The organism is Acidisoma cellulosilyticum (assembly GCF_020621385.1).
In the GTDB taxonomy this organism is placed as follows: Bacteria; Pseudomonadota; Alphaproteobacteria; order Acetobacterales; family Acetobacteraceae; genus Acidisoma; species Acidisoma cellulosilyticum.
The window spans coordinates 156192-168530 of record NZ_JAESVA010000003.1; the positions used below are offsets into that span (position 1 = coordinate 156192).

Sequence of the window (12339 nt, forward strand, 5' to 3'; positions counted from 1 at the left end):
TCCCGGATAATCCGGGAGTTTGCCAGCGAAGCTAGAGCTGGCAGTCAAAACGGGGATCGAAAGTACGACTGTAGCGGCGCAACTTCAAGCGGCCCTGTTTTCATAGCCGCTACCGCGTGAACGGCGGCCCTGGCTCCGGCGATCGTCGTGAAATGCGGCACCCCCAGGGTCAGCGCACTGCGGCGGATATCGAAGCTGTCCCTGACCGATTGCGGGGTGGAGGCTGTGTTGATCACCATCTGAATGTCGCCGGATTGAATAGCGTCCACGCAATGTGGGCGGCCTTCCAGCACTTTGGCAACCGTCTTCACCTCAATCCCTGCCTCCCGGATACGGGCGGCCGTACCTTTTGTGGCGATGATCCGGAAACCCATTTCGGCCAGACGCCGGGCCAGCGGCACCAAGGCAGCCTTGTCCGATTCCTTGACCGAGAGGAAGACGGCACCTTCCATCGGCAGACGGACCCCCGCCCCCAACTGCGCCTTGGCGAAGGCGCGAGCGAAATTAGTGTCGAGACCCATAACCTCGCCGGTCGACTTCATCTCCGGCCCCAGAATGGTATCGACCTCGGGGAAGCGCGCGAAGGGGAAGACCGATTCCTTCACCGCGACATGCGGCCGCTCGGCATGGCCGTCCAGGTTGAAGCTCGAAAGCTTGGCGCCCGCCATGACCTGGGCACCGATCTTGGCGATCGGCACGCCCGTGGCCTTCGCGACGAAGGGCACCGTGCGGGCTGCACGGGGATTGACCTCCAGCACGTAGATCGTCTCGTCCTTGATCGCATACTGGACGTTCATCAGACCGATGACGTTCAGCGCACGAGCCATGGCGACCGTCTCGGCCTTCAATTCCTCGACAATCGCGGGCGACAGCGAATAGGGCGGCAACGAACAAGCGCTGTCACCGGAATGGATACCGGCTTCCTCGATATGCTCCATAACGCCGGCAACGAAGACCTGTTCGCCGTCTGCGATGCAATCGACATCGACTTCAATGGCATCGTTCAGATAGCGGTCGATGAGAACGGGGTTGTCGCCGGACACGCGCACCGCTTCCCGCATGTAGCGGGCAAGCTGCGTGCGATCATGCACGATCTCCATCGCGCGGCCGCCAAGCACATAGCTCGGCCGGATCACGACGGGATAGCCGATGCGCTCGGTGATCGCCTCGGCCTCGGCGGTGGACCGCGCAATACCGTTTTCCGGCTGACGCAGGCCGAGCTTATGCAGCAGTTCCTGAAAGCGCTCGCGATCCTCGGCGATGTCGATCGCATCCGCGCTGGTGCCGAGCACGGGAATGCCGGCGGCGGACAGGGCCTGGGACAGCTTCAACGGGGTCTGGCCGCCATACTGCACGATGCAGCCAAGTACCTCGCCGTTCTGCTGTTCGCGGCGAATGATGGCGATGACGTCTTCCGCCGTCAGCGGCTCGAAATAGAGTCGGTCGGAAGTATCGTAGTCGGTGCTGACGGTTTCCGGGTTGCAATTGACCATGATGGTCTCGAACCCGGCATCCTTCAGCGCATAGGCCGCGTGGACACAGCAATAGTCGAATTCGATGCCCTGGCCGATGCGGTTGGGACCGCCGCCAAGGATAATGATCTTCTTCCGCTCGGTCGGATCGCTTTCGCAAACCGGCTCACCAAAACCCGTCTCATAGGTCGAGTACATATAAGGTGTGGCGGAGGCGAATTCGGCGGCGCAGGTATCGATGCGCTTATAGACCGGCCGGACGCCAAGTTTTTCACGAGCGGCCGCGATCTCGGGCGCGCTCTGACCGCAGAGTTTTGCAAGCTGCGTGTCGGAGAAGCCCAGCGCCTTGATCCGGCGCAGACCGAGCGCGGTCTGCGGCAGGCCATGGGCGCGCAGTTCGGCTTCGGCATCAACGATGCGCTTCAGCTCGCCCAGGATCCAGGGGTCGAACTTGCAGCAGTCATGGATCTCTTCCAGGCTCAGCCCGGCGCGGATCGCCTGCGCCGCCATGATCAGACGATCGGGCTTAGGCTGGGACAAAGCCGCGCGGAAAGCGTCCGGCGTGCCGTCGCCCGGTGCCTCGATCTCATCGAGACCGGAGAAGCCGGTCTCCATGCTGCGCAGACCCTTCTGCATCGCTTCCGCGAAGGAACGGCCGATCGCCATGGCCTCGCCCACCGACTTCATGCTGGTGGAGAGCAGCGCCGGCGTGCCGGGAAACTTCTCGAAGGTGAAACGGGGAATCTTGACGACGACATAGTCGATCGTCGGCTCAAAACTCGCCGGCGTCGTGCGGGTGATGTCGTTCTTCAGCTCATCCAGCGTATAGCCCACAGCCAACTTCGCCGCGATCTTGGCGATCGGGAAGCCGGTCGCCTTGGAGGCGAGTGCGGAGGAGCGCGAGACGCGCGGATTCATTTCGATCACGACCATGCGGCCGTCAGCGGGATTGAGGCCGAACTGAACGTTGGACCCGCCGGTATCGACGCCGATCTTGCGCAGGCAGGCGATAGAGGCATCGCGCATGCGCTGGTATTCTTTGTCGGTCAGCGTCAGCGCCGGGGCGACCGTCACACTGTCGCCGGTATGGACGCCCATCGGATCGACGTTTTCGATCGAGCAGATGATGATGCAGTTGTCGGCGCTGTCGCGCACGACCTCCATCTCATATTCCTTCCAGCCGAGGACGCTTTCCTCGATCAGAACCTCGGTCGTCGGGCTGGCATCCAGACCGCCGGCCACGATCCGCTCGAACTCCGCTTTGTTATAGGCGATGCCGCCGCCGGTGCCGCCCAGCGTGAAGCTGGGGCGAATGACGGCAGGAAGGCCGACCAGCGCCAGCGCCTCGCGCGCCTCGTCCATCGTATGGGCGATGGCGCTTATCGGACTTTCGATGCCGATTTCGGTCATCGCATCGCGGAACTTCAGCCGATCCTCGGCGCGGTCGATGACATCGGCCTTGGCGCCGATCAGCTCGACACCGTGCTTGGCAAGGATGCCGGCGCGGTCCAAGGTCAGCGCCGTATTCAGCGCCGTCTGGCCGCCCATGGTCGGCAGCAGCGCATCCGGCTTTTCACGGATGATGATCCGCTCGACCATTTCGGGCGTAATAGGCTCGATATAGGTGGCGTCAGCCAGCGACGGATCGGTCATGATCGTCGCCGGGTTCGAATTGATAAGGATGACGCGATAGCCTTCCTCGCGCAGCGCCTTGCAGGCCTGGGCGCCGGAATAGTCGAATTCGCAGGCCTGACCGATGACGATGGGGCCGGCGCCGATGATCAGGATCGAACGGATGTCTGTACGTTTCGGCATGGACTTAACCCTTCGCCTTCTCGGCATCCATCATCGCGACGAAGCGATGGAACAAGTGGTGGCTGTCGCTCGGCCCGGGGCTCGCCTCGGGGTGATACTGCACGGAGAAAGCCTTTTTTCCCGGCGCGCGGATCCCTTCGTTGCTGCCATCGAAGAGGCTGATATGCGAGACCTCGACGCCGGCCGGCAAAGATGCCTCGTCAACCGCGAAGCCGTGGTTCTGGCTGGTGATTTCAACCTTGCCCGTCGCGAGATCTTTCACCGGCTGATTGGCGCCGCGATGGCCGCGATCAAGCTTATAGGTTTTCGCGCCCAGCGCCGTCGCCAGCAGCTGATGGCCGAGGCAGATGCCGAAGATCGGGATTTCGGCCGCCAGCACGCCCTGGATCGCCGGCACCGCGTATGCCGCCGTCGCCGCCGGGTCCCCGGGACCGTTGGAGAGAAAGAGGCCGTCCGGCTGATGGCGCAGAATATCTTCCGCTGTCGCGGTCGCCGGCACCACCGTCACGCGGCATCCGGCCGAGGCCAGGCTGCGCAGGATATTGCGTTTCGCGCCGTAATCGACGGCGACGACATGATGGCGCGGCGCTGTCTGACGACCCGGCGCCTCACCCCATGTCCAAACCGTCTCATCCCATTCGTAGGTCTGGGTGCAGGAAACGACTTTCGCGAGATCCATGCCTTCCAGCCCCGGCCAGGCAGCCGCCTGAGCCTGCAGGGCCGCGACATCGAAAACGCCGTTCGCGGGGTAGCAGAGCACGCCGGTCGGCGCGCCGCCGTCGCGGATGCGCATGGTCAGCGCGCGGGTATCGATACCGCCGATGCCCGGCAGGTCCTGAGCGATCAGCCAGGCGGTGAAGCTGCGGGTCGCGCGCCAGTTGCTGGGCTCGGTCACGTCGAGCGCGGTCACCAGACCAAGAGCGGCGGGCGTCGCTGCCTCGTCATCCTGGGCATTGGCGCCGACATTGCCGATATGGGGAAAGGTAAAGGTGACGATCTGCCCGGCGAAGGACGGGTCGGTCATCGTCTCCTGATAGCCGGTCAGCGCGGTGTTGAAGCAGACTTCACCGACGCGGGCGCCACCATCCGGCGTATGCGCGCCGAAACCGCGGCCCCACCACAGGCTGCCATCGGCCAGCACAAGAACGGCGGTCGCCCCTTCGGGCGCGGCGGGCGCTGTCGCAGAGTGATTGGCATCCGGCATGATCGGATTATCCTTCGCGGCTGGTTCGATAGGGCTGCCCGGCGCGGCGGCGCCCGGCATGTCGTTGAGCGTCAGGCCCGTGGCGGCCAGAATGGTGCGCCAGTGTTTCGAGGGGATCACCCCGGATTGTTTCCACTTCCGCAGCGCTTCCGAACTGACATTGGTCAGCCGCGCCGCCGCTTCGGGACCGCCAAGACGCTGTACGATATCATTGACTGCTAGGGGCATGGCGTTCACATACGGGAAGTTATTTCCCAGTTCAACGTTGAAACACCGCATGGGAAAAATCTTCCCAGCGCATGTGACGTCAGCGCGCTAAGAATTTGGTTGGAGAGCCGAGCATGAGCATTCGAGACGATATCACCGCTTCCATGAAAACCGCCATGAAGGCCGGTGACACCGCGCGGCTCTCGGCCGTGCGCCTGATCATGGCGAAGCTGAAGGATGCCGATATTGCCGCCCGCCCCAAAGGCGTCGAGCGTATTTCTGATGACGAGGTGCTTGCCATGCTGCGCGGCATGATCAAGCCGCGCCGGGAAGCCATCGACTTGTATGAGAAGGGCAATCGCCCGGAACTCGCCGCCAAGGAACAGTCCGAGATCCTGGTCATCGAAAGCTTCCTACCCCAAGCCTTGAACGAAGATGAAATGCAGGCGGCGGTGGCGGAAGCCGTGACCGAGACGGGTGCGACCGGCGTCAAGGACATGGGCCGCGTCATGGCAGCACTCAAGACCAAGCACGGTGCCGCGCTCGACATGGCGCGCATCGGCGCGATTGTGAAAACGGCCCTCGCAGGCTAACCACAGGATATGGCGCTTCCCCCCTCCTTCCTCGATGAGCTAAGGGCGCGCACGCCGCTCGCGCCGCTCATCGGTCGGCGGGTCAAGCTCACCCGCTCCAGTCGGGACTGGAAGGGCTGCTGCCCTTTCCATGGCGAGAAGTCGCCATCCTTCTACGTCTATACCGACCACTATCACTGCTTCGGCTGCGGCGTGCATGGCGATGCCATCAGCTTCGTCATGCAGACGCAGAATGCCGGCTTCATGGAAGCGGTCGAGCAACTGGCGGCGGAAGCCGGCATGGATGTGCCGCGTCCGTCGCCGGAAGCGGCGGCCGCCGAAAAGCAACGCGCCGATCTGAATGAGATTCTGGCCGCCGCCGGCCGCTTCTTCGAAGACCAGCTCGCCGGCCCCAACGGCCGCGAAGCGCGGGACTATCTCGATCGTCGTGGACTGAGTGCCGAGACCATCCGCCGCTTCGGCCTCGGCTTTTCCGGCCCCGGCCGTGGCGCGCTGGCGGCTGAATTCGCCCGCGCCGGCATCGAGATGAACCGGCTGGTGGAAGCCGGGCTGATGAAGCAGACGGAAGACGGCCGCATGGTCGATTTCTTCTTCAACCGCGTGATGTTTCCCATCCGCGATGCACGCGGACGGCCCATCAGCTTCGGCGGCCGCATCATGGGCGACGGCCAGCCGAAATATCTGAACGGGCCGGAAACCGCGCTCTTTTCCAAGCGCCGGACGCTGTACGGGCTCGATCTCGCGCGCGCCGACCTCGCCAACACGCGGCGCCAGGGTCAGCGGCAAAGCCTTCTCGTCGTGGAAGGCTATATGGATGTCATCGCCTTGTCCCAGGGCGGCTTTCCGGCCGTCGCCCCCCTGGGCACCGCCATCACGCCCGAGCAGGTCGAAGCGATCTGGCAGTATCATGATCGGCCGGTCTTCTGCTTCGACGGTGACGCCGCCGGCAGACGCGCCGGCCGAAAAGCCATCGACCTCACGCTGCCGCTGCTGACCCCGGACCATGGGCTGGGCATTGCCATTCTGCCACAGGGCGAGGACCCGGACAGCATCGTGACCAAGCGCGGGCGCCAGGGCATGGCCGATGCTTTGGCCAGGGATGATCTGACGATCGCCATCTACGAGCTGATCAAGGACGAGATTCAGCCCAGCAATGCGGATAGCTGGGCCAAGTTCCGCGACAAGCTGGACGAGGCCGCCAATGCCATCGCCCAGAAGACGATCTCCGGCACCTATTGGGGTGTCTTGAGAGACCGCTGGAAGGATGACTGGTTCACTTTTCGCTCCGGCGATCGCAAGCGAAGCCAGCAACCCTGGGCACCGAACCGCAATTTCACGCCCGGCGGCCGGCGCGGCGATTGGAAGAACACGCCCCCGCCCGTTGCGATCCCGCCCCGGCCGGTCATTCAGACGGACGTGCAGACCGCAGAGCGCGCCCGCGTGCTTTTAGCCATTCTCCTCACCCATCCGGCTCTGCTGCCGGATCTGGAGGAGCCTCTCGGCATGCTCGACCTCCCCCCTCACCTCACGCGGCTGCGTGATGCTCTGGCCGCATGGTTGGACGGCCACCCCGAGCTTGACAGAGAGGCTCTGAACGCCCATCTCCGCCGGCTCGGGTATGATGGGGATGTGTCTGTCGTGCTGGAGGCGAAGCATCTTCCGGCGAGCGCGATGCCGAACGCATCCCTGACGGAAGCGGCTTCGAGTTGGTGGCAGATATACGGCTTTATGCGACAAGCGCAGTTAGAAGAAGAGGTCGCTGCCAAGCAGCGCCAGTTCAGCCAGACCCAGGATGCCGAAACAGCCCGTCAGCTCGTCGCTTTGACTGAGGCCTTGCAGCGGCTGAGGTCCGGCGACATGGACAGCATTCAATGAGACTAGACGGAATTTTGCCTCGATATCGGGGCATGGCTAAGATGCGGACCCACGGCGAAGAGGTGTGAATGATGGCAACGAAGCCTACGACAACGGCTGAGGCACCCGCGCCGGACTCCGATACCGAAACGACCCTCGATACCCAGTCGGGCGCCGTAAAGCGCCTTATATCCAAGGGTAAAGAGCGCGGATACATCACCTTCGATGAGCTGAACGCCGTCCTTCCGCCGGAGCAGAACAGCTCCGAGCAGATCGAGGACGTGATGTCCATGCTCAGCGAGATGGGCATCCAGGTCATCGAGGGTGAGGAGAGCGAGGAAGGCGAGGCCGTCGCCGCCAAGCCGGTCGACGCCGAGGACGAGGAAGCGACCGAGCAGAGCGGCAATATCAATGCCGAGAGCGCCGGCCGTACCGACGACCCGGTGCGCATGTATCTGCGTGAGATGGGCAGCGTCGAACTGCTGTCGCGCGAGGGCGAAATCGCCATCGCCAAGCGTATCGAAGCCGGCCGCGACATGATGATCGGGGGCCTGTGCGAAAGCCCGCTGACCTTCCGCGCCATCGTCGCCTGGCATGAGGCGCTGAAGGACGGCAAGATTCTGCTGCGTGACGTCATCGACCTCGAAGCGACCCAGGGTATGGGCAATCCGCCTGCCGAGGGCGAGACCGAGGGTGAGGCCGAGGATGCGGAACCCGCGCCGCCGCCGGCCTTCGACGCGGTCGAGGAAACCGACGACGAAGAGGGTGAAGGCAGCAGCCTGTCGCTCTCCGCGCTTGAAGAGAAGCTGAAGCCCGAGACGCTCGCGACCTTCGATGAGATCGAGAATCTCTATAAGAAGTTGCAGAAGGTTCAGCACAAGCGGCTGGAATCGATCACCAGCGGCGAGGAAGTCAATCTCCGCTCGGAGAAAAGCTATTCCAAGCAGCGCGAAGAGCTGGTCGCCAAGGTGCGGCAGGTGCGCCTGCACAACAATCGCATCGAGGAACTGGTGCTGCAGTTCAAGCAGCTCAACCAGCGCCTGACGGCGCTTGAGGGCCAACTGCTGCGTCTGGCTGAATCCTGCAAAGTGCCGCGCGATGATTTTTTGAAAGAATATCGCGGCAACGAACTCGACCCGAACTGGCTGGAGCGCATCGGCACGCTGAAGGGCAAGGGCTGGCAGCTTTTCATCCTGAAGCATACCGAGGGCATTATCGATTTGCGCGCCCAGATCGGTGGCATCGCGAATGACGCGAGCCTGCCGATCGAGGAATTCCGCCGCGTCTACATGACGGTCAGCCGTGGCGAGCGTGACAGCGCGCGCGCCAAGAAGGAAATGATCGAGGCGAACCTGCGCCTGGTGATTTCGATCGCGAAGAAATACACCAATCGCGGCCTGCAGTTCCTGGACCTTATCCAGGAAGGCAATATCGGCCTCATGAAGGCGGTCGATAAGTTCGAATACCGCCGTGGCTACAAGTTCAGCACCTATGCGACCTGGTGGATCCGTCAGGCGATCACGCGCTCGATCGCCGATCAGGCCCGCACCATTCGTATTCCGGTGCATATGATCGAGACGATCAACAAGCTCGTCCGCACCTCGCGCCAGATGCTACATGAGATCGGGCGTGAGCCGGCCCCCGAGGAGCTGGCCGAGAAGCTCGGCATGCCGCTGGAGAAGGTGCGCAAGGTTCTCAAGATCGCGAAGGAACCGATCAGTCTTGAGACGCCGATCGGCGACGAGGAAGACAGCCATCTCGGCGACTTCATCGAGGACAAGAACGCGGTCATCCCGTTGGATGCCGCGATCCAGGCCAATCTGCGCGAAGCTACGACAAGGGTTCTGTCCAGCCTCACCCCGCGTGAAGAACGCGTGCTGCGCATGCGTTTCGGCATCGGCATGAACACCGATCACACGCTGGAGGAAGTCGGCCAGCAGTTCAACGTGACGCGCGAGCGTATTCGGCAGATCGAGGCGAAGGCGCTGCGCAAGTTGAAGCATCCGAGCCGTAGCCGTAAGCTTCGTAGCTTCTTGGACGACTGATGGTACTGGGCGGGATGTTAGGCAAGGTGCGTGGAAACGGACCGAGGGAGAGTGATGCCGTAACGCGCGTGGGCGTGACGGTGACCTTCCTCAGAATGACGGAACGCCCGACATCACCTGCGCCCAAGCTGCCGGACAATGCCACCGTTCGGCAGCTTCGTGCGCCCAGCAACGAGGCTTACCGCGATCTGCAGACCAAGGTCGGCCATCCTTATCTTTGGTGGCTGCGCCGGATGATGTCGGATGCGGAACTCGCCAGCATCCTGCGCAACCCGCAGCTCGCGATCAACGTGCTCTATATCGATGACGAACCGGCCGGTTTCTACGAGCTGGATGCAGGGCATTGGCCCTTCATCAATCTCAACTATTTCGGCCTCATGCCGCATGCCGTGGGGCATGGCCTCGGCAGTGCCTTTCTGCGTCATGCCATCGACAATGCCTGGTCCGGTCCCATCCGCGGCATGACGGTCAATACCTGCACGGCCGATCATCCGCGTGCGCTGCCGGCCTATGAGCGCGCCGGTTTCGTCCGCAGCCGCGCCATCAAGGAAGTCTGGTCGATCCCCGATCGCCTCGGCTTCACCATTCCCGATCACCTCAAGGTCTGAATCTGCCCATGGCCGTCACTTGGTTCGTGCCTGGCAATTATCCGCCGACGACCGGAGCGATTGTCTACGACACCAAAATCGGGGCAGAGCTTTCAGCCCAAGGCCATGCGGTGTCATTCGTCCCGATCGAAGGTCAGCATACCTGGCCGGACGATCCAGCGCGGCAGAGTGCCGCGGACTGCCTGAAAGCCGCCAGCGCCACCGGCGACCGTCTCGTCATCGACGGTTTCTGCCTCTACGCCTTCGCGGATCTGGCAGCGGAACTGCAGGCCGCCGAGGCCATCGGCATGATCCATCACCCGATGTCCTTCGAGCCGCATCTTAGCCCCGAGCAGCGCGCATTCTATGCCGCGACGGAGGCAAGCCTGCTGCCTCTCCTGGCGCGTATTGCGGTGCCGAGCGACGCGGTCGCGGGACAGCTGGCGACACTGCCCGGGCTGCCTGCGGCACAAGTGACCGTCATCACCCCGGGACTGCCTTTGGCGGAGCGCAGCCGTGGTTCAGAGGGCGCTGGCTGCCATCTACTGGCCATTGCCACCCTGATACCCCGCAAAGGCTACGAGACCGTGCTGAAGGCCTTACAGCCGCTGCAGGATCTCGACTGGCACCTGACCATTTGCGGCGATCAGACGATTGATCCAGCCCATACCGCCGCGCTCCAAGCCTTGGCCCAAGCTCCGGGCCTTGCGGGCCGCGTGACCTTCACCGGCCCCTGCGCGCCCGCAGCCTTTGAAGCGCTTTGGCAAAGCGCGGATATCTTCGTCTCCGGCAGCAGCTACGAAGGTTATGGCATGGCCGTCGCGGAAGCCGTCCGTCGCGGCCTTCCGCTGGCGATCACGAAAGGGGCTGCCACGCCCGACGTCATTCCGGATGGCGGCAGCATTATCGCCGAGCCCGGCGATACCGTACAGCTATCCAAGGGTCTACGCCGACTGATCTTTGATCGCGCAGCGCGACAGCACTTGAGCGATGCCGCCTGGGCTGCCGGGCGCGAATTGCCGAGCTGGGCCGATCAGGCCGGGCTTTTCGCCAAACTTCTGGATCGCTGATCTATCCCCAACAGCACCGTCTGCGGCATCTGGATGATTGCGCAATCACAGACCGCTGAAACAAGATTGGCCGACCGGTAACAAGACCGGCCGGCCAATCTGTCGTCTCAGGAAGACCGATTATTCGCTATCGGTTTCCGGCATCGCGGTCTCAGCGGCTTCATCCATCGGGGTTTCGACGGCGGCCATCGGCATCACGTCCTTCGGCTTGCGCGGCCGGCGGATCTTCTTCTCGACAACCGGCGGCAGCACCGGCGTTTCGACAACCGGTGTCGCGACCGCGGCCGGACGACGGCCACGGGTAGCCTTCACAACCGGCGTCTTGACCTTGCGGGTGGTCGCCGGCTTACGCACGATGGGCTTGCGCGTGGTGGTCGTCGCCTTGCGGGCAGCCACCGGCGTGCGGGTCGCGGCCGCAGCCTTGCGACCGGTCGTCGCGACCTTGCGGGTTGCGACAGTTTTGCGGGCAGTTGTCGCGGTCTTGCGAGCCGGCGTTGCCTTCGCAGCCGGCACACGCTTCGCCGGAGCGGCGGTCTTGCGTGCAGTCACAGCCTTCGTCGCGCGGGCGGGCGTCTTCACCGTCTTGGCGGCAGCCTTCGTCGCGCGGACGGGCGTCTTTGCCGTCTTCGCGGCAACCTTCGTCGCGCGAACCGGCGTCTTCGCCGTCTTGGCAGCAACCTTCGTCGCGCGAACTGGCGTCTTCACCGTCTTCGCGGCAACCTTCGTCGCACGAACCGGCGTCTTCACCGTCTTCGCAGCAACCTTCGTCGCACGAACCGGCGTCTTCACCGTCTTCGCGGCAGCCTTCGTCGCACGAACCGGCGCCTTCACCGTCTTCGCGGCAGCCTTCGTCGCACGAACCGGCGCCTTCACCGTCTTCGCGGCTTTGACCGCACGCGTCGTCTTGGCGGCAACCGGCTTGGCGGCTGCGGTCTTGCGAGCAACCGTCGCCTTGGCAGCGACAGCGCGCTTCACGGGCGCCCGGCGAGCCGGTGCGCGAACGGCGAGCGCCTGGCTACGCGGGGCAGAACCCGTCTCGCCCTGTTTGTCATTACTCAATGTCATTCTCCTTGTGTCTCATGTTGGTTCGGATTCGTCGGAGAGAGCAAAGGCTCCATCCGTCACTCGTTTCTTCAGAAATGGCGCGCGCTGCTCTGGCACTAGCCATGGCTTGTTGTTCCACGTCCCACCGCGGCGAAGATGACAGCCTGGAATACATCGACACTGGCCAGGACTGATGAAGCGCTTCGCGCACCATGAATATCCCGCCGATGCGTTACCACCTGATAGCTCAGTCCCCCTCAACCTGCCGACTAGCACGCCCCATTTGCGACTCGCGATTCAGTACGGCATTTTCGCTATCTCAAGTCTTGAATCTAACTGTCAAGAAAAAGCCGACCAAACTATCTGCAAATTTACAATTTATTTCGTAACGGCAGTGGCCGACGGCAAAGGAACGCCAAGCAAGACGGGTCAACCAAACAGGCGGCCC

At 63.2% G+C, this 12339-nt stretch carries 8 protein-coding genes; 5 read left to right on the top strand and 3 right to left on the bottom strand.

Annotated elements, in window-relative coordinates:
- Positions 1–44: 44 nt before the first annotated feature.
- On the bottom strand, positions 45–3287 hold the full coding sequence (carB, locus tag ACELLULO517_RS09435; RefSeq protein ID WP_227307103.1) for a carbamoyl-phosphate synthase large subunit: 3243 nt from the start codon (positions 3285–3287) through the stop codon (positions 45–47).
- 4 nt (positions 3288–3291) lie between these two features.
- Entirely contained in the window at positions 3292–4719 is a 1428-nt protein-coding gene (gene carA, locus ACELLULO517_RS09440; protein ID WP_227307104.1) for a glutamine-hydrolyzing carbamoyl-phosphate synthase small subunit, read from the bottom strand.
- 113 nt (positions 4720–4832) lie between these two features.
- Here carA and ACELLULO517_RS09445 point away from each other — a divergent pair, with 113 nt between their 5' ends.
- From ACELLULO517_RS09445 to ACELLULO517_RS09465, 5 genes are all read left to right on the top strand, one after another.
- Positions 4833–5291 carry a GatB/YqeY domain-containing protein gene (locus tag ACELLULO517_RS09445; RefSeq protein WP_227307106.1) on the top strand — a complete coding sequence of 153 codons (459 nt, stop codon included), beginning with the start codon at positions 4833–4835 and terminating at the stop codon, positions 5289–5291.
- Between the two features lie 9 nt (positions 5292–5300).
- Positions 5301–7166, top strand: a complete 1866-nt coding sequence (gene dnaG / locus ACELLULO517_RS09450) for a DNA primase (RefSeq protein WP_227307107.1) — start codon at positions 5301–5303, stop codon at positions 7164–7166.
- Between the two features lie 71 nt (positions 7167–7237).
- Entirely contained in the window at positions 7238–9190 is a 1953-nt protein-coding gene (rpoD, locus tag ACELLULO517_RS09455) for an RNA polymerase sigma factor RpoD (RefSeq protein ID WP_227307671.1), read from the top strand.
- A gap of 26 nt (positions 9191–9216) precedes the next feature.
- Complete coding sequence (locus ACELLULO517_RS09460) at positions 9217–9798, top strand: GNAT family N-acetyltransferase (RefSeq protein WP_227307108.1); 582 nt, start codon at positions 9217–9219, stop codon at positions 9796–9798.
- An 8-nt stretch (positions 9799–9806) separates the two neighbouring features.
- Positions 9807–10847: a glycosyltransferase family 4 protein gene (locus ACELLULO517_RS09465; RefSeq protein ID WP_227307110.1), complete on the top strand. Its 1041-nt coding sequence runs from the start codon at positions 9807–9809 to the stop codon at positions 10845–10847.
- A 120-nt stretch (positions 10848–10967) separates the two neighbouring features.
- Here ACELLULO517_RS09465 and ACELLULO517_RS09470 read toward each other — a convergent pair whose 3' ends face one another.
- Entirely contained in the window at positions 10968–11906 is a 939-nt protein-coding gene (locus ACELLULO517_RS09470) for a hypothetical protein (RefSeq protein WP_227307111.1), read from the bottom strand.
- Between the last annotated feature and the right edge of the window lie 433 nt (positions 11907–12339).